Origin of the sequence: Nocardia caishijiensis NBRC 108228 (assembly GCF_001612825.1) — a bacterium.
Lineage (GTDB): Bacteria > Actinomycetota > Actinomycetes > Mycobacteriales > Mycobacteriaceae > Nocardia > Nocardia caishijiensis.
In genome coordinates, this window is sequence record NZ_BDBE01000025.1 from 100,082 (window position 1) to 124,034 (window position 23,953).

A 23,953-nucleotide genomic window follows, 5' to 3' on the forward strand; every position below is an offset into this window, starting at 1 on the left:
GGCGGTGACGTAGCCCGTGGGTACACCGGGCGCGCGGCCGCTGATTCGGCGTGTGCGGCCGGGTTGCCGCGACCGCCTGATTCGCCCTCCGAACCGAGATTTTGACGGAATCTGGTCCGGTTTATTATCGAAACGAATACGCTTCAGTCGTCTACGGGCGTGTGTGTCGGGTGTCGGGGTTGACGATGGAGGTCGGGAGATAACCGAGTCATTGCTGGTTGTGTGGCGACGAGCTGGAATGCCGCGATCGTGTCATAGCCGATCGCACTGAATTCCGGTGTGAGCGGACGGATTTCGGGCAGGGTGCCCGGGGTTGGCCGTCCGCGCGCCGATCCCGACCCGGCGGGAGCCGGGGGAGTTCCGAGAGTTTTTCGCGGCTGCGTGGCGTTACCCGTGGCCGGTAGATGGAAGGCAGTGTTGCAATGACCAACCCCACTCCGGCGTGCGCGCAGATCGATCAGCTGGCGGCGCTGGTGGCGACGGTCGCGGCGATGGAACCGGAACGGCGCGCCGTCGGATTCGACGGCGGCTCGGTGTCCTACGCGGAGCTGGACGCGCGGCTCACACTGATGGCGGAACTCACCGGCGGGGCGCTCGATCCCGAGACCCTCGTGCAGGTCGTGCTCGCCGAGCTGTTCCCGACGGTGGTGGACGCGGCCGAGGGCACGTTCGGGCAGCTGCTGACCACACTGGCCGCCGACGTGATGAGCGTCCTCGGTCTGGAGGCGCCCGCGGTCGGGACGACGCTGGTCGACCGGTTCGCCGAGCAGCTGGCCCGCACGCCTGACCGGGTGGCCGTGCAGTTCGGTGACCAGACGCTGACCTTTGCCGAGTTCGATGCCCGGGTGCGGGTGCTGGCCGGGCAACTGGTCGGGCTCGGTGTGGGTCCGGAGGCGCTGGTCGGGTTGGCGATGCGGCGCAGTGTGGAGTTGATCGTCGCCGTGCACGCGATCGTGCGGGCGGGTGGGGCCTATGTGCCGCTGGATCCTGATCACCCGGTGGAGCGGTTGCACTATGTGCTCGAGGTGGCCCGGCCGGTGGTCGTGGTGACACGGGCGTGCGACGAACCCGATCTCGGCGGGGCGCCGGTGCTGCGTACCGACGACATCGACTGGTCGTCGACACCTGCCCCGGTGACGGCCCCGCCGCAGCCGGGAAACCTCGCCTACGTCATCTTCACCTCCGGTTCCACCGGCAGGCCCAAGGGTGTGGCGGTGACGCACGCCGCGATCGTGGCGAATCTGGACTGGCGTCAGCGCGGCTACGTGATGACCGAAGCCGACGTGGTGTTACAGAAGACGCCCTACACCTTCGACGTGTCGGTGTGGGAACTGTTCTGGCCCTTGCAGGTCGGTGCCAGGCTGGTGGTCGCCGAACCCGGCCGTCACGGTGACCCCGCCTACCTGGCCGACCTGATCGCCCGGCATCGCGTGACGGTGACCCACTTCGTGCCGTCGATGCTCGCCGCGTTCGTCGGCGAACTCGCCGAGCACGAGTCGCCTGCGGACCTGTCGTCGCTGCGCATGGTGTTCGCCTCGGGTGAGGCGTTGCCCGCCGCGACCGCCGCGCGCCTGCGCAAGCTGTCGGCGACGGCCCTGCACAACCTGTACGGCCCGACCGAGGCGGCGGTCGACGTCACCGCGCACGAGGTGACCGAGGCCGACGAGGTGTCGGTGCCGATCGGCGGGCCCGCCGACGACACCGGGCTGCTCGTGCTCGACGAGAACCTCGACCGGGTGCCCGCCGGGGTGGTCGGCGAGCTGTACCTGTCCGGTGTGCAGCTGGCCCGCGGCTATGTCGCCCGGCCCGGCCTGACCGCCGACCGGTTCGTCGCCGACCCGTACGGCGAACCCGGTGAACGCATGTATCGCACGGGTGACCTCGTGCGGCAGCTGCCCGGCGGTGTCGAACTGGAGTATCTGGGGCGCAGCGACTTCCAGGTGAAGCTGCGTGGTCTGCGGATCGAGCTGGGCGAGATCGAGGCGGTGTTGGCCGCGCATCCGCGCGTCGGCAATGCCGCGGTGGTGCTGCACCGGCACGCGGCCGGTGCGGCGCTGGTCGGGTACGTGGTGAGTGTCGACGGAGAACTCCTCGACGAGGCCGAACTGGTGGCCCATGCCAAGGCGTCGATGCCGGAGTACATGGTGCCGTCGCTGCTGGTGCAGCTGCCGACCATGCCGATCAATGCCAGCGGCAAGCTGGATCGGAAAGCGTTGCCCGAGCCCGATTTCCGTGTGGCGGCGGCCGAGTTCCGCGCACCCGTCACCACGACCGAACGCGCGGTGGCCGCGTTGTTCGCCGAACTGCTCGACGTGGAGACCGTCGGCCTTGACGACGATTTCTTCCGGCTCGGCGGCAACTCGCTGATCGCCACCCGCGCCATCGCCCGCCTGCACGCCGGTTTCGGTGTGCGCGTGGATGTTCGGGACTTCTTCGACAGTCCCACCGTCGCTGTGCTCGCCGCACTGATCGACGCCGGTGCCGCCGACGACCGGCCGACACTCGCCGCCGGACCGCGCCCCGCCGTGCTGCCCCTGTCGCCTGCCCAGCAGCGGATGTGGTTCCTGAACCGCTTCGACCCGGCCACCGGTGCGTACAACATCCCGATCGCGGTGCGGCTGTCCGGTGCGCTGGATCATGCCGCTCTGCGCGCGGCGGTCGGCGATCTGATCGCCCGCCACGAAGTGCTGCGAACCGTCTACCCCGAGGTCGACGGGGTCGGGAGCCAGGTTGTGCTCGAGCCCGCCGAGGCTTACACGCTGCTGGTGGCCGAGTCGGCGCGCTCGACATCTGCCGGGGCGCGGGCCCATGGTGGTGCCGGTGTCGTGTCGGTCGCCGGTCGTGCGGCGAGTGCGGAACCGGTGCTCGGTGCGGCGGCCGCGGAGCGTGGTGCGGTCTCGGGCGGCGACGGTGCCGGTGTGGCCGGTGGTGAAGGCGCTGGTGTGGCGCTGTTGGAGCCGGTTGTTGTTGCGGCAGAACGGCTCAGGGACGTGCTCGCGGCGGAGATCCTGCAGGGCTTCGATGTGACGGTGGCGCCGCCGGTTCGGGTGCGGTTGTTCGAGGTCGACGGGGACCACGTGCTGGTGCTCGTGGTGCACCACATCGCGGCCGACGGATGGTCCGCCGGGCCGCTGGTGCGCGACACGATGGCGGCCTATCACGCTCGCACCGGTGGCGCGGCGCCCGACTGGGAGCCGCTGACGGTGCAGTACGCCGACTACACGCTGTGGCAGCGGGACGTTCTCGGCGAAGAGGACGATCCGGCGTCGCAGGCGAGCCGCGAGATCGCGTTCTGGCGGTCGGCGCTGGCCGGGCTGCCGGACGAGTCGGGGCTGCCGACGGATCGGCCTCGCCCGGCGACTGCCTCGCTGCGCGGACAGCGGGTCGAATTCACGCTCGACGCGGACCTCGTCGCGGCGCTGAACGCTGTTGCCGCCGAACACGGGGCGACGCTGTTCATGGTTCTGCATGCCGCACTGTCGGTGCTCATCGCTCGCCTGTCGGGAAACGCGGACGTCGCGATCGGCAGCCCGGTCGCCGGGCGCGGTGCGGCCGAACTCGACGATGTGATCGGCATGTTCGTCAACACCGCCGTGCTGCGCACCCAGGTGCGCGCCGCGGAACCGTTCACCGATCTGCTCGGTCGGGTTCGCGCCGACGACCTGGCCGCCTTCGCCCACACCACCCTGCCCTTCGAACGGCTCGTCGAGGTCCTGGCGCCCGCTCGTTCGGCCGGTCGACACCCCCTGTTCCAGGTGGCGCTGTCGTTGCAGAACCTGCCCGCGACCACGTTCGAACTGCCCGGCCTGCGCGCCACCGCCGTCGACCTGCCCTACGACATCGAGAAGTTCGACCTGTCGGTGACGCTGCACGAGGGCGCAGCTGGTCTGTCCGGCGAATTCTCCTACGCCACAGATCTGTTCGACGACTCGACGGTCACGGCCATGGCGCGCCGTTTCCTCGGTCTGCTTTCCGCGATCGCCGCCACCCCGCAGACCTCGGTAGCCGATCTGCCGCTGCTGATCGACGCCGAACTCGCCGAACTCACCACCCGCACCGGCGGTGTCGCCGAGCCCGCACCGTTACTGCCGGAAGTACTGGCCCGTGCCGCGGCCGACCCGGTCGCCGTCGCCATCCGCGACGGCGACCGGACCGTCAGCTACGGCGAGCTCGCCGCCGCCGCCACCGACCTGGCCGCCCGGCTGTCCGCTACCGGCATCGGCCCCGGAGATGTCGTCGCCGTGAGCATTCCGCGCTCGGCGGCCTCGGTCACCGCCGTGTGGGCGGTCATCGAAGCGGGCGCGGGGTTCCTCCCGGTCGACCCCACCTACCCGGCCGACCGCATCACCCACATGCTCGCCGATTCCGGTGCGGCCGCGGGCATCACGACCGCCGATGTGCTCGGCGACCTACCCGCCACCGTGAACTGGCTGGTCGTCGACCCCGAGGTGTGCGCTGGCAGTCCGCCGCGCATCACTCCTGATGTCGCCGAGTCGACCATGCCGCCAAGCGATGACGCCGCGGAATCGGTGTCGGGTGGTTCGCGTCGACTCCACCCGCTGGACCCGGCCTATGTCATCTACACCTCCGGCACCACCGGTCTGCCCAAGGGTGTGGTGATTCCGCACGCGGCGGTCGCCGCCTACCTGCCGGTGCAGGCGGGGCGGTATCGGGCGGCGGCGGACGCCCGGGTATTGCATGTGGCCTCGCCGTCGTTCGACATCTCCGTGGCCGAGTTGCTGCTCACCGTCAGCGCCGGGGCCACCATGGTCGTCGCGCCGAACGGCGTCTTCGGCGGGGCGGAGCTGGGTGAACTGCTGCGGGTGGAGCGGGTGACGCATGTGGTCATCACGCCGTCGGCGCTGGCGACGGTCGACCCGGTGGGGCTCGACCAGCTGCGGGTCGTCGTGGTGGGTGGTGAGGCGTGTCCGGCGGAGCTGGTGGCGCGCTGGACGGCGGCGATTCCGGGGCTGGTGTTCCGCAACGGGTACGGGCCGACCGAGACCACGATCGTCACCAACATCAGCGAACCACTCACCGCAACCACACCGATCACCCTCGGCGCGCCCGTGGAGGGAACCACCGAACTGGTGCTCGACGAGCGTCTGCGCCCGGTGCCCGCCGGTGTCGTCGGTGAGCTCTACATCGCGGGCGCGCAGTTGGCGCGTGGCTACCACCGTCGGCCGGCGCTGACCGCGAGCCGGTTCGTCACCAACCCGTACGGCGGGCCGGGGGAGCGGATGTACCGCACCGGTGACACCGTCCGTTGGGTGCGTCGCGGTGCGTCCTACGACCTGGAATACCTGGGGCGCAACGACTTCCAGGTGAAGGTTCGGGGTTTCCGGATCGAACTCGGCGAGATCGACGCGGTCCTCGCCAAGTACTCGACGGTGCGATTCGCCGCGACGATCGGGCACCGCACCGACGCGGGTGCGACCCTGCTGGTGTCCTATGTGGTGCCTGCGCCCGGGTCGATCGTCGACACCGCCGAGCTGCTCGCGCATGCCGCCGCGCACCTGCCAACGCACATGGTGCCCGCCGCGGTGCTGACGCTCGACGCGGTGCCCCTGACCCCGGTCGGCAAGCTGGACCGTTCGGCCTTGCCCGCGCCGGTGTTCGAGGCCGCCGCCTACCGTGCACCGGCCACCCACGCCGAGCAGGTGGTGGCGGACGCGTTCGCCGAGGTCCTCGGCGTGGACCGGGTCGGCCGCGACGACGACTTCTTCGAGCTCGGGGGCAACTCGCTGCTCGCCACCCGCGTGATGGCCCGGATCGGTACGGACCTCGACATCCGCATCCCGGTGCGGCAACTGTTCGACACCTCCTCGGTGCGTGCCCTGGCTGCCGCGGCCGATCGGCTGCGCGGCACCGGTGCCGGTCCCGCGTTGGTCGCCGGTGTGCGCCCGGACCCGCTGCCCCTGTCCCCGGCCCAGCAGCGAATGTGGTTCCTGAACCGCTTCGATCCCGGTTCGTCCGCCGACAACATCCCGATGGCCGTGCGCCTCACCGGTGATCTCGACGTTCCCGCCCTGCGCACAGCCCTCGCCGATGTCCTCGACCGCCACGAGGTCCTGCGCACCCGCTACCCCGAACGCGACGGCCACGCGGTCGCCGAAATCCTGCCCGCCCCCGGCCTTCTCCCCGATATCCACCCCCAGATCCTCGCGGCCGACGCTCTCCCCGCCGCGATCCGCACCGTCGCCACCACCGGCTTCGACCTCACCACCGACGCCCCCCTCCGCGTCACCCTCTTCCGCGTGCGCGACACCGCGCGAGCGACAGACAAGCCCGAGCCGACCAGCACGTCGGTGCGCTCCGGCGGGCACATGCTTTCTGACGACCGCCTGAATGCTGTCGCAGCGCCGCGTCATCGGGACGCGGAGTCCGAGGGCGGTGGGCTGCCCGCGTCGGCAGAATCCGCGGCATACGGTGACAACGCGTATGTCGAAGACCGGCTCGACGATCGGGTGGCGCGGTCGGTGGCGCAGGCGGGGCAGCGGAGTTCGGGTGTCTCGGGTGACACCGAGTATGTGCTGCTGATCGTGCTGCATCACATTGCGGCCGACGGGTTTTCGTTCGGACCGTTGATCCGGGACGTGCTCGCCGCGTACGGGGCGCGGGCGGCCGGTGAGGCTCCGGCCTGGGCGCCGTTGAGTGTGCAATACGCCGATTACGCGGTGTGGCAGCACGCGGTTCTCGGGGCCGCGGGTGATGTCGAATCGGTTGCCGCGCAGCAACTGTCGTTCTGGCGTCGGACGCTGGACGGGTTGCCGGAGCAGCTGGAGTTGCCCGCCGATCGGGTGCGGCCCGCGGTCGCCTCACGCGGGGGAGCGGTGCACGCCCTTGACTTCGACGCCGAGACCCACCGTGCACTGGCCGAATTCGCCCGTGCGCACGGGGTGACGGTGTTCATGGTCGTGCACGCGGCCTTCGCCGTGTTGCTGGCGCGTCTGTCGGCGACCACCGACATCGCGATCGGCACGCCGGTGTCGGGGCGTGGTCATCGCGCACTCGACGATCTGGTCGGCATGTTCGTCAACACGCTGGTGCTGCGCACCGAGGTGGCGCCCGCGACACCGTTCGCCGAGCTGGTGGCGAGCGTTCGCGACACCGACCTGGCGGCGTTCGAGCACGCCGATGTGCCGTTCGAACGGCTCGTCGAGGTGCTCGATCCGGTGCGTTCCACGGCCCGTAATCCGCTGTTCCAGGTGATGCTGTCGCTGAACGAGGACACCGCGCGCGAACTCGCCCTGCCCGGTCTGACGGTCGGCGGGGTCGACCTGCCGACCACCGTCGCCAAGTTCGACCTGGAACTCACCCTCACCGAACACCGCGACGAGAACGGTTCGCCCGCTGGACTTTCCGGTGCGTTCCTCTACGCCACCGACCTGTTCGACGCGGCGACCGTCGCCGGTTTCGCCACCCGTCTGCTCCGCACCCTCACCAGCGCGCTGACAGATCCCACAGGCCCGGTCGGTGACATCGACCTTCTCGACCACACAGAACGCGCGCATCTGCTCGCCACCGGTATCGGACCTTCTGCGACTGTTTCCGCGCAGGTGACACAGCCGACCGACCACGCCGAAGTCGACCCTGCCCTTCCGGCGCCCTCTGCTGTCGCGTCTGCCTCGGTATCGCGGTTCGGCGGTCGGGTCGAGTCCGACGCTGGCCTCCCGGAGAGCTCTGGTATCGCGTCCGCGTCGGTATCGCAGTCCGATGATCGGGTCGAGGCTGACGCTGCCCTTCCGGCGACCTCCGTTGTCGCGTCTGCCCTGGTAACACGGTTCGGCGATCGCGACGCAGCCGCCGCCACCCTGGCTTCCCTGTTCGCCCAGCAGGTCGCCGCCGAGCCTGACGCGACAGCTGTCATCCTCGATGCCGAGCCTGGGGAAATGGGCGCTGCGGATCGTCCGGAGACGGTCGGTGTGGTGTCGACCACCACCTCCACCGTCGCCACGGCCACGGCCACGGCCACGGCCACGGCCACCGCCGCCACCGGCATCGCCACCGCCACCGCCACCGACAGCGCGCTGACCGTCGAGGGTTCGGCGTCGGTGCGACTCACCTACGCCGAGTTCGGGGGGCGCGTCACTCGATTGGCCCGGCACCTGATCGGGCTCGGCGCGGGCCCGGGTTCGCGGGTGGCCGTGGCGATGCGGCGTGGCGTCGAGCAGTTGGTCGCGGTGCACGCTGTGCTGGCGGCCGGGGCGGCCTATGTGCCCGTCGACCCGGATCATCCGGCCGAGCGAACCGCGTACGCGCTCGACCAGACGGCACCGGTGTGTGTGCTCACCGTCGCGGGAACCGGTGTGGGAGTTGGCGAGTCGGTGATCGAGGTGGATACCCTCGACCTGTCCGCGCTGTCCGACGACCCGATCACCGACGACGAGCGCCGCGCCCCACTGCGTCCCGAGAACCTCGCCTATGTGCTGTTCACCTCCGGCTCGACCGGTCGACCCAAGGGCGTCGCGGTGTCCCACCGTGCGGTGGTGAACCAGCTGCGATGGTTGCAGAGCACCTACCCGCTCGGTGCCGACGATGTGGTGCTGCAGAAGACACCGTTCACCTTCGACGCCTCGGTCTGGGAACTGTTGTGGCCCTTGCAGGTCGGCGCGAAACTGGTGTTGGCAACGCCCGACGGCCACCGCGACCCGGTCTACCTGGCCGCCGCCACCGTCCGACACCGGGTCACCGTGGTGCAATACGTGCCGTCGGTGCTGACCGCTGTCATGGCCGCGGGCGCCCCGGCGGATGCCTGTACCGACCGTGCCGCTGGTACCCGGACGGGTATCTGCATCGACCGTGCCGCTGGCGCCCAGGAGGGTGCCTCCCCCGACCGCGTCGTGAGCGGTGCATGCTCGCTGCGGCTGGTCTTCGCCGGTGGCGAGGCACTCACCGCCGACCTGGCGCGCACCGTCCGCGACCGCACCGGCGCTGCGGTGGTGAATCTGTACGGGCCCACCGAAACCGCCGTCCAGGTCACCACCCACCGGTTCGCCGATGACCCGGGCGCCACCGTCCCCATCGGTTCCCCCGTCGCCGAAACCTCTGTGTACGTGCTCGATTCGCGCCTGCATCCGGTTCCGGCCGGTGTGCCCGGCGAACTGTACGTGGGTGGCGTCCAACTCGCGGACGGCTACCACGGCCGCGTCGATCTCACCGCCGAACGCTTCGTCGCGAACCCCTTCGGCTCCGGCGAGCGCCTCTACCGCACCGGTGACCTCGTCACCTGGCGCACCACCGCCACCGGTCCCGCTCTGCACTACCTGGGCCGCACCGATTTCCAGGTGAAACTGCGCGGCCTGCGCATCGAACCGGCCGAGATCGAAGCCGCCCTCACCACGGTGCCCGGTGTTCGCCGCGCGGTGGTCGTCGTCCGCTCCGAGGACGGCAAGCCGGACCAACTCGTCGCCTACATCGTCGGCGGCGCGGTCCCGAGCGGGCCTACCCCGGCCGAGCTCGATGCCGCTGTCGCCGCGGGCCTGCCCGCCTACATGGTGCCCGGCGCCTACGTCTTCCTCGACGAACTGCCGCTCACCGCCTCCGGCAAGCTGGACCGACGGGCACTGCCCGCGCCCGAGGCGCGACGCACCGGCTACCGGGAGCCCGTGACGACGACGGAACGTATCGTCGCCGCCACCTTCGCCGCCGTGCTGGAACTGGACCGGGTGGGCGCCGACGACGACTTCTTCGCCCTCGGTGGCAACTCCCTGCTGGCCACCCAGGTGACGGCCCGCCTCGGGACGGCACTCGACGCGCGGGTCGCGGTGCGTGAACTGTTCGAGGACAGCACCGTCGGCGGTTTGGCGCGGCGCCTGGACACGGTGCGCGGCACCGGAAGCAGGCGCGGACCGGTGGCCGCACAACGCCCGCGACGGATTCCGTTGTCGCCCGCCCAGCAGCGGATGTGGTTCCTGCACCGCTTCGCCCCGGACTCCGCCGCCTATCACATCCCCGTAGCCATCCGCCTCAGCGGCGACCTCGACCTCACCGCACTGCGCGGCGCCCTCGGTGACCTGGTCGACCGGCACGAGACCCTGCGCACCACCTACCCCGAGTTCGACGGTCGGGCAACACAACTCGTCGGCGAGCCGGTGGTCCCCGACCTCCCCGTCACCGAGGTGGCCGCCGCCGATGTGCACGGTGCCGTGGCCGAGGTGCTCTCGGGCGGTTTCGACATCACCACCGAGGTGCCGGTGCGCGTCGCCCTGCTGCGGGTGTCGCCGACCGAGCACGTGCTGGTGCTCGTCGTGCACCACATCGCCGCCGACGGCTGGTCGATGACCCCGCTCACCCGTGATCTGGTGGCCGCCTACGCCGCCCGCGTCTCGGGCGGAGTCGCGCAACTGCCGCCGCTCACCGTGCACTACGCCGACTACGCGCTGTGGCAGACCGAGGGGCTCGGCAGCGTCGACGACCCGCACGCCCCGCTGGCCCGCCAACTCGGCTACTGGCGTCACCGCCTGGCCGCACTGCCCGACGTCCTCACCCTGCCGACGGATCGGCGCAGGCCGCTGGTCGCCTCGAACCGGGGCGCCACGTTCACCACCACCCTCGACGCGCAGCTGCACCGGGGGATCACGGAATTGGCTCGGGCGCGCCGGGCGACCACGTTCATGGTGCTGCACGCGGGTCTCGCGGTGCTGCTGGCCAGGCTGTCGGCGGGATCCGACATCGTGGTCGGCACCCCGGTGGCCGGGCGTGGGCACCGCGAACTCGACGACATCGTCGGTATGTTCGTCAACACGCTGGTGCTGCGTGCCGACGTGCGCGGCGAGACCGGGTTCGCCGCGCTGCTCGACCAGATCCGCGCCGATGACCTCGATGCCTTCGACAACGCCGACGTCCCCTTCGAAACCCTCGTCGACACCGTGAATCCCGCGCGCTCGCAGGGCTATTCCCCGTTGTATCAGGTGTCGCTGGCCCTGCAGAATCAGCGGCGGGCCGCGTTCGAACTGCCCGGGCTCACCCTCTCCGGGCTCGAACTGCCGGATGCGCCGATCGAGGTGGATCTGGACTTCACCTTCGTCGACCGGTTCGGCGCCGACGGCGAACCCGACGGCCTCGACCTCGAACTGCGCTACGCCACCGACCTTTTCGACGCCGACACCGTCGTGGCGATGGCCGCCATGCTCGAACTCGTGCTGCGCGCCGCCGTGCACGCACCCGACACCGCCGTCGGCGACCTGGAGCTGCTGCCCGCACCGGCCCGTGCCGAGCTGCTGGGGGGCCCGCACGGCGAGGTGATCGCGCTCGACACGGAACTGGCCGAGCTGGGCATCGATGTCCCGCTGGCTGCTCGTCTGCTCGATGCGTCGGCCGCGCGCGATCCGCGGGCGATCGCCGCCGTCTTCGACGACACCGACATCACCTACGGCGCGCTCGCGGCCCGGGCCAACCGGCTGGCCCGCAGGCTCATCGCGTGCGGTGTCGGACCGGAGACCCCGGTCGCCGTCGCCGTCCCGCGCGGGATCGACCTGCTCGTCGTGCTGCACGGTGTGCTCGCCGCCGGTGGCGTGTACGTGCCGATCGACCCGGCCCAGCCCGCCGACCGCATCGGCCACGTGCTGGCCACGGCGGCACCGCGCCTGGTCGTCGCGGCCGCGGCGGGCGACCTCGACCACGTGGACGCGGGCATCCGGTCCGCCACCGCGTCGGTCCATTTCGCGGCGGCCTCACGGTCTGGGTTCCCCGTGCTCACCCTCGCCCAGCTCGAGGACCCCGCGCAGGCACCGGTCTCGGGCGCCCCGGTCACCGACGCCGAACGCCTGGCACCGCTACGACCGGACCACCCGGCGTATGCCCTGTTCACCTCCGGCTCCACCGGTCTGCCCAAGGGTGTGCTCATCACACACCGCGCGGTGGTCAACGAATTGTGCTGGCTGCGTGGCGAATACGCGATGACCGCCGACGACCGGCTGCTACAGCGCGCCCCGCTCACCTTCGACGTGTCGCTGTGGGAACTGCTCGCCCCGGCCCTGCTCGGCGCCACCCTGGTGCTGCTGCGTCCCGGCGGGCACCTCGACCTCGCCTATCAGGCGCGGGTGCTGCGCGAACAGCGTGTCACCGTGGTGGAACTGGTGCCGTCGGTGCTGTCGGCGATGCTGGCCGAGGGCCTCGGCGACGCCCTGCGGGGGCTGCGGATGCTGCACGTGGGTGGTGAGGAGCTGCCCGCCCCGCTCGCGGCGACCGTGCTGGCCACGCTGTCGGTCGAGCTGCACAACACCTACGGCCCGACCGAGGTGGCGATCACCAGCACGTTCCAGGAGATCACCGCACCGGTCGAGCAGACCGAACTGCCCATCGGCAGGCCAACCTGGAACGTGCGCGCCTATGTCCTCGACGAACGGCTGCATCCGGTGCCCACCGGAGTCGCGGGTGAGTTGTACCTGGCGGGCGCCCAGTTGGCCCGCGGCTACCTCGGCCGACCCGATCTGACCGCCGACCGTTTCGTCGCCGACCCGTTCGGCGCGCACGGCACCCGCATGTACCGCACCGGCGACCTGGTGCGCCGCGACCGCACCGGTGCCCTGATCTATTTGGGCCGCAACGACTTCCAGGTCAAGATCCGCGGCCTGCGGATCGAGCTCGGCGAGATCGAGGCCGCGCTCGGCGACGCACCTGGTGTCACGCACGCGACCGTCCTGCCCGCCACCGACGACGCGGGCCGCCAGTGCCTGGTCGGCTACGTGGCCGGTGCCGTCGACGCGACGACGGTGCGCGAGCACGTGGCGAGCCGCGTCCCCGCCTACATGGTGCCCACCCACTTCGTGGTGCTCGACACGGTGCCGTTGAACTCGGCGGGCAAACTCGACCGCACCGCCCTGCCCGCCGCCGACCTGTCGGCCACCACCGCCTACGTGGCGCCACGCCCCGGCACACAGACCGCCCTCGCCGAGGTGATCGCCGACCTGCTCGGGGTGGCCCGCCTCGGTGCCGACGACGACTTCTTCGCCGTCGGCGGCAACTCGCTGCTGGCCATGCGACTGGTCGCCCGCGCCAACGCGGCGCTCGGCAGTGCGCTCGACGTCCGCGATGTGTTCGAGGCACCGACCGTGGCCGGGTTGGCCGCCCGCGCCACCGTCGGCGAACAGCTCGCACCGCTGGTGGCGACGCACCCGCGCCCCGAGCGGATCCCGTTGTCGCTGGCGCAGACCCGGCTGTGGCTGCTGAACCGCATCGACCCGGATTCGGCTGTCTACACCTTGCCCATCGCCCTGCGCCTCACCGGCGACCTCGACACCGCCGCCCTGTGGGCCGCCCTCGCCGATGTGCTCGCCCGCCACGAGGCGCTGCGCACCGTCTTCCCCGAAGACGCCGACGGCCCCACCCAGGTCGTCCTCCCGGTGGATCAGGTCATGCCCGCCGCCGTGCTCGAGGAGGTCACCGAAGCGGGCATCGCCGACGCGGTGCGTGCCGTTGTCGGTGTCGGCTTCGACCTGACCGTCCAGCCGCCGCTGCGCGCGGCCCTCCTGCGCCCTCTCGATGTCGCGTCGGACCGCTCGGCGGACGGTTCCGAGTACGTCTTCGTGCTTGCCGTGCATCACATCGCGGCTGACGGCGTGTCCGTGACCCCGCTGGCCCGCGACCTGGTCGCCGCGTACGCGGCGCGCACGGCGGGCACGGCGCCGCACTGGGAGCCGCTGCCGGTGCAGTACCCGGATTTCACCCTGTGGCAGCGTGCCGTGCTCGGTGAAGCCGACGATCCGCGGTCGCGGTTGGTACGACAGTCGGCGCACTGGCGGGCCGAATTGGCCGGGCTGGCACCGGTGCTGGAACTGGCGACGGACCGGCCGCGTCCCGCTGCCCGCAGGGGCGAGGGCGCCGCTGTCGGGTTCGAGGTGCCCGCCGAGGTCGTCGCCGGGATCGAGGCGCTGGCCCGCAGGCACGCGGTGTCCACCTTCATGGTGGTGCACGCGGCCTTCGCGGTGCTGCTGGCACGGCACGGCGCGGGCGACGACATCGCGATCGGCACGCCGGTCGCGGGACGCGCCGACCCCGCTCTCGACGACCTCGTCGGCATGTTCGTCAACACCCTGGTCCTGCGCACCCCGGTCGACGCGGGCGCGTCGTTCGCCGACCTGCTCACCACGGTGCGCGAGGCGGATCTGCGTGCCTTCGCGCACGCCGACCTGCCGTTCGAACAGCTCGTCGACGACCTCGATCCCGTGCGCTCCACGTCGTACGCGCCGCTCGTGCAGGTGATGCTCGCCTTCGAGCACCGCGACGACACCGTCATCGAACTGCCGGGCCTGCGGATCGGTGAGTTCGCGCTGCCCGCCGCGACCACCCAGTTCGACCTGTCCCTCGCTGTCGACGAAATCGCCGCCGACGGCGTATCCGGGATGCGCGGGTGGTTGCGCTACGCCACCGATCTGTTCGACGCCGACACCGTCACCGCCTTCGGTGCCCGCTTCGTCCGGATACTGCGGGCGGTTGTCGCCGACGACGCGTCCGTCGTCGGTGAGATCGACCTGCTCGACGACACCGACCGGGCCCGGCTCGCGGCCTGGAACTCCACCACCACACCCTTCGATACCGACGCGACCCTCGTGTCGATGTTCGCCGACCAGGCACGGCGCACACCCGACGCGGTCGCCCTCGACTTCGAGGGGCAACGCATCACCTACGGCGAGTTCGCCGATCGCGTCGCACGGCTGGCTCGATGGCTGATCGGGGAACGGGTCGGACCCGGTGCGGTCGTCGGTGTCGGGCTGCGGCGCGGGATCGACCTGCTCGTCGCGCTCTACGCGGTGCAGGCCGCGGGTGCGGCCTACCTGCCGCTCGACCCCGACCACCCGGCCGACCGGATCGCCGACGTGCTCGCCACCGCGACCCCGGTCTGTGTGCTGGCCGCGCCCGGGTTCCCCGAGACCGGCACGCGCACCGTCGATCCCGGCGACCTCGAGCTCGGCGGATTCGACACCTGCCCGGTGACCGATGCCGACCGCCTCCGCCCGGTGCGCGGCGCCGACCTGGCGTACGTGCTGTTCACCTCCGGGTCGACCGGGAAGCCGAAGGGTGTGGCGGTGAGCCACACCGCCATCGTCAACCGACTCGTCTGGATGCAGGACACCTACGGGCTCACCCCGGCCGACACCGTGTTGCAGAAGACGCCGATCACCTTCGACGTGTCGGTGTGGGAACTGTTCTGGCCCTTGCAGATCGGTGCCACCCTGGTGATCGCCCGCCCGGACGGGCACCGTGACCCCGCCTACCTGGCCGAGGTCGTCACCCGCACCGGTGTGCGGGTGGCGCACTTCGTGCCGTCGATGCTCGCCGCGTTCCTCGCCGAATCACGCTCCGCCGAGTGTGTGTCGCTGCGTCAGGTCTTCGCCTCCGGCGAGGCCCTGCCCGCCGCCGACGCCCAGCGGCTGCGCGCGCTGATTCCCGGTGTGGCCGTGCACAACCTGTACGGCCCGACCGAGGCCGCCGTCGACGTCACCTTCCACGAGGTCACCGACGCCGACACCGTCACCGTGCCGATCGGCGCGCCGATCGCGAACACCGCACTGCACGTCCTCGACGCCCGCCTGCGACCCGTGCCCGTCGGCACCCCCGGCGAGCTCTATCTGGCCGGGGTGCAGTTGGCCAGGGGCTACCTCGGCCGCCCCGACCTGTCGGCCGACCGCTTCGTCGCCAACCCCTACGGTGCGCCGGGCGAACGCATGTACCGCACCGGCGACCTCGTCGTCCGTACTCGCTCCGGCGAGCTGGAGTACCTGGGCCGCACCGATTTCCAGGTGAAGGTGCGCGGCCTGCGCATCGAGCTGGGCGAGATCGAGGCCGTGCTCGGGAGCGTCGAGGCTGTCGATCGTGCGGTGGTGACCGTGCGCGACGACGGCACCGGCGCCTACCTCGCGGCCTACCTCGTGCCCGCGCAGGCCGGTTCGTCCGCGACGGACAGCAGCGATGACGCCGCGGTGAGCATCGACCTCGAGCGTGTGAAAACCTCTCTGCGCGAGGCTCTTCCGGCCTACATGGTGCCGAGCGCGTTCGTGATCCTCGCGGCACTGCCCGTGAACGCCTCGGGCAAGCTCGACCGACGGGCACTGCCCGCCCCCGAGCTGACGGCACGGGAGTTCCGTGTTCCCGCGACGGCCACCGAGATGCTGGTGGCCGAGATCGTCGGTGAGGTGCTCGGTGTCGAGCGGGTCGGCGCCGACGACGACTTCTTCGACCTCGGCGGCAACTCGCTGATCGCCACCAGGGTCGCGGCGCGGCTCGGGGCGGCACTGGACCGGCAGGTGCCGGTGGCCCGCGTCTTCGAGGCGCCGATGGTGGCCGCGCTCGCGGCCGCACTCGATGCCGAGATCGGCACCGCGCGCCGCGCGCTGACGGCGGGGGAGCGGCCCGCCGAGGTTCCGCTCTCACCCGCCCAGCAGCGCATGTGGTTCCTCAATCGGTTCGACCCGGACTCGGTGGGCTACAACGTGCCCATCGCCGTCCGGCTGCGCGGCGTGCTCGACACCGAGGCACTGTCCGCCGCTGTCGACGACCTGGTCGACCGCCACGAAGTCCTGCGCACCTACTACCCGGAGACTGCCGACGGCCCCGTGCAGCGCATCCTCGCGGCGGCTGAGGCCGGGGTCGCGCTGGAGATCCGCGACATCGCCGCCGACCAGGTGGCCGACGCGGTGCGGGCCCTGGCCGCGACCACCTTCGATGTCACCGAGGGCGTGCCGTGGCGGGTCGTGCTGTACCGCCTCGACGCCGACGACGCGGTGCTGGCCCTGGTCGTGCACCACATCAGTGCCGACGGGTCGTCGGTGCCGCCGCTGGTGCGCGACCTGATGACCGCCTACCTCGCCCGTCGCGACGGCACCGCCCCCACCTGGGCGCCGCTGCCGGTGCAGTACGCGGACTACGCGCTGTGGCAGCGAGCCGTGCTCGGCGACGAGACCGACCCCGATTCGGTGGCCGCCCGCCAGCTCGACTTCTGGCGCACCGAGCTCGCCGGGGTACCCGACGAACTCGCGCTGCCGCTGGACCGGCCACGCCCGGCCGTGCGGACCCTGGCGGGCGGCACGGTGCCGGTCACCCTGGACGCCGCCACCCACGCCCGGCTCACCGAGCTGGCCCGCGACTGCGGTGCGACGCTGTTCATGGTGGTGCACACCGCCTTCGCCGCCCTGCTCGGACGGCTGTCGAACAGCACCGACATCACCGTCGGCACCCCGGTGGCCGGACGCGGTGAGGCCGCGCTCGAAGACCTCGTGGGCATGTTCGTGAACACGCTGGTGTTCCGCACGCGGCTGCGGTCGGGAGAATCGTTCCGCCAGTTGCTGATCCGCCAGCGCGCCACCGACCTCGCGGTGTTCGCCAACGCCGAGGTCCCGTTCGAACGGCTCGTCGAGGTGCTCGATCCGGCGCGTTCCACGGCCAGGCACCCGCTGTTCCAGGTGGGCTTCTCCTTCCAGAACTTCGAACGCGCCGAACTCGAGCTGCCCGGCATCACCGTGTCGGGCCTGGACACCGACGGCGAGCTGTCGCAGTTCGACCTGCACCTGATCGTCAGCGACGCCTACACCGACGACGGTGCGGCAGCCGGTGTTTCCGGTGTCCTCACCTACGCCGCCGACGTGTTCGATCCCGACACCGCCGCTGCCGTCGCCACCCGCCTCGAACGGTTGCTCACCGCCGTCGCGGCGGCGCCTCGGACCCCCGTGGACTGCATCGACATCCTCGATGCCGAGGAACGCACCCGCATCCTCGACCACTGGAACGACACCGACCACGCGATCGACCGGGCGGCGACACTGCTGACTCCGTACCGCCGCCACGTCGCCACGAGCCCCGAGGCGACGGCCCTGATCGCCGAGGACGAACACCTCACCTACGGCGAGCTCGACACACGGGTCAACCGCCTGGCACGCCACCTCATCGCCGACGGCGTCGCCCCCGACACCCTGGTCGCCCTGGCCATGCGCCGCTCGGTCGACCTGGTCGTCGCGATGTACGCGGTCCTCACCGCGGGCGCCGCCTACGTGCCGATCGACCCCGACCATCCCGCCGACCGCGTCACCCAGATCCTCACCACCGCCCGCCCCCACGTGGTTCTCACCACCACCCTCGACCGCTTCGACATCGGCGCGGTCACCCCGGATACGGCCGTGCCTACGACCACGGTGACTGCCGCGTCCTCGTCGGCCGCCACTCGCACCGGCGATGGCGTCGGTGGTTCCTTGCCAGGTGGCCAGGCCTCGTCCTCGGCTGTCGCCCGGAACGGCGAGGGCCTCGGCGATTTCTCGGTTGCCGACCACGCGGTATCGGCGTCGGCCGCCACCTTGAAGGGCGACGGCCTCGGCGGTTCTGTGCCCGGTGGCCAGGCGTCGTCTGCCGCCACCCTGAACGGCGACGCTCTCGGCGGCTCCTCGCCCGGTGACCATGCAGCGTCGTCGGTGGGGATGCGGGTCGTCCACATCGACCGTCTCGACCTGACGCGCTACCGGGCCCAGACCGTCGACGACGCGGAACGCCGGGCGCCGCTGCGGGACGCACACCTCGCCTATGTCCTGTTCACCTCCGGCTCGACCGGGCGGCCCAAGGGTGTGGCGATGAGCCACGCCGGGGTGCGCAACCAGGTGGCGTGGATGATCGAGCAGTACCGGCTCGGCGCGGGGGATGTCTACCTGCAGAAGTCGGCCGCGACCTTCGACCTGTCGGTGTGGGGGTACTTCGTGCCGCTCGCGGCGGGGGCGACGCTCGTGCTCGCCACGCCCGACGGGCATCGGGACCCGCTGTACCTTGCGGAACTCGTCGCGCGACAGCGCGTCACGGTGGCGGACTTCGTGCCGTCGATGCTGAGTGTGTTCGCCGCGCACGCCGAGGCCGACCAGCTCGCCGGCTTGCGTCTGGTGCTCGCCATCGGCGAAGCGCTCACGCCGGACACGGTCGCCGCGTTCCGGACGAAATCCAATGCGGCACTACACAACCTGTACGGACCGACCGAGGCGGCCGTCTCGGTGACCGCCTGGCCCGCCGACGACGCGACCGGGCCGACCGTGCCGATCGGTGTGCCCGAATGGAACACCCGCGTGTACGTGCTCGACGACCGGCTGCGCCCGGTCGCCCCCGGGGTGGCGGGTGAGCTGTACCTCGCGGGCGATCAGCTGGCCCGGGGCTACCTCGGCCGCGCGGACCTCACCGCCGACCGCTTCGTCGCCGACCCGTTCCGTGCGCCCGGCGAGCGGATGTACCGCACCGGCGACCTCGTCCGCTGGACCCGCGACGGTGTGCTCGTCTACCTCGACCGGCGTGACTTCCAGGTGAAGTTCCGTGGGCAGCGCATCGAACTCGGTGACATCGAAGCGGCGCTGCGTGCGCTGCCCGGGGTACGGCAGGCCGCGGCGGTCGTGTCGCCGAGTCCGACCGGGGACCGTCTCGTCGGTTACACGGTGCCGCAGCCGGGTGCCGAACTCGACCCGGCCGCGCTGCGCACAGCGGTCGGGGGTGTCCTGCCGTCGTACATGGTGCCCTCGGTCGTCGTGGTGCTCGACGCGTTCCCGCTCAACACCTCCGGCAAGCTCGACCGCGCGGCGCTGCCGACCCCGAAGTTCGTGGCCCGCCCGTTCCGGGCACCGGTCACCCCGGTGCAGCTGGCCGTGGCCCAGGTGTTCGCCGAGGTGCTCGGCCGCGAACAGGTCGGCCTCGACGACGACTTCTTCGACCTCGGCGGCAACTCGCTCGTCGCCACCCGCGTCGCCGCCCGCCTCGGCGCGGCACTGTCCACCCGTGTACCGGTGCGCACCCTGTTCGAGGCGACCACCGTCGCGGGGCTGGCCGAGCTGCTCGCCACCCACGTCGGCAGTGGAGCGGGAACCGCTCTGGTGGCAGCCGTTCGCCCGCAACGGATTCCGCTCTCGGCCGCGCAACAGCGCATGTGGCTGCTCAACCGGCTCGATCCGGCCTCGGCCGCCTACAACATCCCGATCGCGGTGCGGCTCACCGGTGACGTCGACGCCAACGCCCTGGCCGCCGCCGTCACCGATGTACTGGACCGGCACGAGGTGCTGCGCACCGCCTACCCGGCCGTGGACGGCATCGGTCACCAGGCCGTGTGGGAGTTCGTACCGACTCCCGTGGTGGAGACCGTCGATCCGATCGCGGTGCCCTCGATCGTGGCCGCCGAGATCGGCCGCGGCTTCGACGTCACCGTCGCCCCGCCGGTGCGGGTGCGCGTATTGCGCTGCGCCGCCGACGAAGTGGTGCTGGTGGTGGTGATCCATCACATCAGTGCCGACGGTTTCTCCGCCGGACCGTTGCTGCGCGACACCGCCGCCGCCTACCTCGCCCGCCGCGCGGGCACCGCACCGGGCTGGGCGCCGCTCGAGATCCAGTACGCCGACTACACCCTGTGGCAGCGCACCGTGCTCGGCGGCGAACACGACCCCGAATCCCCGGCGGCCCGGCAGCTGCGATTCTGGCGCGGCGAACTCGACGGGCTCGCACCGCTGCTCGAGCTGCCGACCGACCGGCCGCGTCCCGCCGTCGCCTCCCAGTGCGGCGCGAGCGTGGAAACGACCGTGCCGCAGGCACTCTGGCAGCGCGTCACCGCCGTGGCGCGGCGCACGGAGGCGACTGAGTTCATGGTCGCGCACGCGGCACTGGCCGTGCTGCTGGCCAGGCTCAGCGGGGCGGGCGACATCGCCATCGGAACGCCCGTCGCCGGTCGCGGTGCCGCCGCGCTCGACGACCTGGTCGGTATGTTCGTCAACACCCTGGTCCTGCGCACCGCGGTGGACCCGGCGGCCTCCTTCGCCACACTGCTGCGCGAAACTCGGCGGGTCGATCTGGACGCGTTCGACAACGCCGACGTGCCCTTCGAACGCCTGGTCGACGTCCTCGACCCGGTGCGCTCGGCCGGGCACAGCCCGCTGTTCCAGGTGATGCTCGCGTTCCAGAACCTCGACGCCACGCCCACCGAGGTGGTGCTGCCCGACCTCACCGTCACCGCTGTCGAGGCCGACGTGCCGGTCGCCAAGTTCGACCTGGACCTCGTCCTGGCGGGCACCGCCGAGGGCGGCTGCTCGGTGCGGCTCACTTACGCCACCGATCTGTTCGACGCCACCACGGCCCACCGGATGACCGAGGCGTACGTGCGCGTCCTCGACGCGGTAACCGGCGACCCGCGGGTCGCCGTCGGTGATGTCGACCTGCTGACCGGGCCCGACCACCGACTCCTCGAAAGCTGGTGCGACACAGCCCGTGTGCTCGTGCCCGAGACGGTGGCCGACGGTTTCTACCGGCAGGTCGCGGCGACACCGACAGCCGTCGCGTTCATCGACGGCACGACGAGCGTCACCTACGGCGACTTCGCGGACCGGGTGAATCGCACGGCCCGGTATCTCCTCTCGCTCGGCGTCGGCCCCGACACCTCGGTGGCGGTGGCGGCGCGTCGCTCGATCGACCTGCTGGTCGGGCTGTACGCGGTGATCGTCGCCGGTGGTACCTACGTGCCGGTCGACCCCGACCACCCGGCCGGACGCATCGATCGCATTCTCGACATCGCCCGCCCCGCCATCCTGCTCACCACGCGGCGCGACCACGCGGACCTGCCGACTTCGGCGGGTCGGGGAATCGACGTGGTCGTGCTCGACGACGTCGAGCTGGCTGGACTGTCCGGCGAACCCGTCGGCGATCGCGAACGCACCCACCCGTTGCGTCCCGAACACACCGCGTACGTGATCTTCACCTCCGGCTCCACCGGGCTGCCCAAGGGTGTCGGGGTGCCGCACCGGGCGATCGTCAACCAACTCGACTGGTTGGCACAGGAATTCGGCTTCGCCGCCGGTGACACGCTGCTGCACAAGACCCCGATCACCTTCGACGCCTCGGTCTGGGAGCTGTTCCTCGGTCCCCGTGTCGGTGCCCGGACGGTCATCGCGCGTCCCGGCGGCCACGGTGACCCGGCGTACCTGTCGGCTCTCATCGCCGAACACCGGATCGACACAGTGCAATTCGCACCGACGCTGCTGGCCGCCTACCTCGCGCAGATCGGCGCTGTCGGGGGCGGCTCGGAGGTCGTGGTCCGCCGGGCGCCCGGTGACGACAGCGCGGAGGTCGTCGTCACCGACTCGTCGGCGGCGCTGTCTCGGTCGCCTGGTGACCGAGGCACCGGAAACACCGTCGCCTCGCTGCGACGGATCTTCGCCGGTGGTGAAGCGCTGCCCGCCGCTCTCGCCCAGCAGGTGCGGGCCGCCACCGGTGCCGAGGTGGTGAACCTCTACGGGCCGACCGAAACCGCCGTACAGGTGAGCACCCATGTCGTCACCGACGGGGACACTGTCACGGTGCCGATCGGCACACCGGTCTGGAACACCGGTCTGTACGTGCTCGACGCCCGACTGCGGCCGGTGCCGCCCGGTGTGGTCGGTGAGTTGTACGTCGGTGGCGCCCAGCTCGCCCACGGTTATGTCGGTGCGGGGGCGTTGACCGCCGAACGGTTCGTCGCCGACCCGTTCGGGGCCTCGGGCGCGCGGATGTACCGCACCGGCGACCTCGTTCGGCTGCGCGGTGGAACCGGCGATGTCGCACTGGAATACGTCGGCCGATCCGATCTGCAGGTGAAGCTCAACGGTCAGCGCATCGAACTCGGCGAGGTCGAAGCTGTGCTGTCCCGGCAACCGGGTGTGGCGCGGGCAGCAGCCGCCGTGGTGCCGGGCGCGGGTGCCGACCGCCTCGTCGGATACATCGTTGCCACCGGCTCGGTCGACACGGCAACCCAGGTGGCCCAAGGTGTCTCGGCGCTCGACAGCGCTACGATCCGGTCGGCGCTGGCCGCCGAACTACCCGGTTACCTCGTGCCGTCGGTGATCGTCGAACTCGACGCGTTCCCCGTGAACACCTCGGGCAAGCTCGATCGGGGCGCCCTCCCGGTCCCGCATCTGCGTCAGACCACCTACCGGGCGCCCGTCACCGACACCGAACAGCGGGTCGCCGCGGAATTCGCCCGGGTCCTCGACCTGGACCGAATCGGGATGGACGACAACTTCTTCGATCTCGGTGGCAACTCCCTGACCGCCGTCCGATTGGCCGCGCGCCTGAGTGAAACCCTCGGTACCCCGGTACCGGTGGCCTGGTTCTTCACCGACCCCACCCCGGCGGTCGTCGTCGAGCGGTTGCGTGGTGACGAGCAGACCGATGCCTTCGCCGTCCTGCTGCCCCTGCGCACCGGCGGCACCGGCGCACCGCTGTTCTGCATCCACCCCGTCGGTGGCCTGTCCTGGTCGTTCGCCGGACTGACCCGACACCTCGACCCGCAACGGCCCGTCTACGGTCTGCAATCACCGGCACTGACCGCCGACGAACCGCTGCCCGACAGCATCGACACCTGGGCTCGGCGCTACATCGACGCCATCCGGTCGGTGCAGCCCGAGGGGCCGTACCACCTGCTCGGCTGGTCGCTCGGTGGACTGCTCGCGCACGCGGTCGCCACCGGTCTGCGCGCCGAGGGCGAACAGGTCGCGCGTCTGGCCATGATGGACAGCTGGCTCGGCGACGGACCGCAGGACACCCCGGCCCCGACGGTCGGCGACCTGCTCGGTGGCCTGGCCGGTGCGGACCTCGACTTCGGCATCGACGGACTCACCGCCGCCGCCGCGAGTCTCGGCGGACCGCTGGCCGCGCTCGACCGCGCCCGCGTCGCCCGCATCATCGACGCCGCGCACGCGTCGATGCGCATGGTCGACGACTATCGCCCCCACCGCTTCGACGGTGACCTGGTGTACTTCGCGGCCACCGTCGACGACCCGACCGGAACACACGGTGCCGCCACCTGGGCACCGGTCGTCGACGGTGCCGTGATCTGTCACCGCATCGACGCCACCCACTGGGCGATGACCGACGAGCACGCGCTCGCCCGCATCGCCCAGGTTCTCGACACACCCGATGCGGGCGGCCCGGCGCCGCACCCGCGCCCGGCGGTGGCGAGGGTCGATGCGGGGGCGGGGGC

Annotated in this window: 1 pseudogene; it reads left to right on the forward strand. The window is 71.4% G+C overall.

Annotation, left to right across the window (positions count from 1 at the left end):
• Window positions 1–422: 422 nt before the first annotated feature.
• Window positions 423–23,852, forward strand: a pseudogene (locus NC7_RS30050) (non-ribosomal peptide synthase/polyketide synthase); the annotation flags it as partial.
• Window positions 23,853–23,953 lie beyond the last annotated feature (101 nt).